The 330-nt window shown below is 43.9% G+C and carries 1 protein-coding gene; it reads left to right on the top strand.

Features of this window, described 5'->3' with window-relative positions:
- A partial coding sequence (locus MWU82_RS24415; RefSeq protein WP_247098338.1) for a transposase occupies positions 1-314 on the top strand: 314 nt, incomplete at its 5' end.
- Positions 315-330 lie beyond the last annotated feature (16 nt).

Below are 330 nucleotides of genomic sequence, written 5' to 3'. Positions count from 1 at the left end.
AGACCTTGGCCGAATGGTGCAAAAGGAAAAGGGTCGAACTAAGGTTCATTCAACCTGGAAAGCCCATGCAAAATGGTTATATGGAACGCCTGAACCGGTTTTATAGGGAAGATGTACTGGATGCATATTGGTTCAACGATCTGCACCAGATAAGAACCCTGACCGATAAATGGAGGGAGGAATACAACAGGAAGCATCCCCACTCCGCTTTGGGAGATATACCACCTAGGGAATACAAAGACCGTTTCGGGGAAGAATTCTTCCCCGAAACGACCAATATTAAAGAAAAATTGTTGAATTTAGAGATGTCCTAAAAAGGGTAAGGCTACA

Source organism: Arenibacter sp. S6351L (genome assembly GCF_023016025.1).
GTDB classification, from domain to species: Bacteria; Bacteroidota; Bacteroidia; order Flavobacteriales; family Flavobacteriaceae; genus Arenibacter; species Arenibacter algicola_B.
This window is presented reverse-complemented; position numbering and strand designations above follow the sequence as displayed.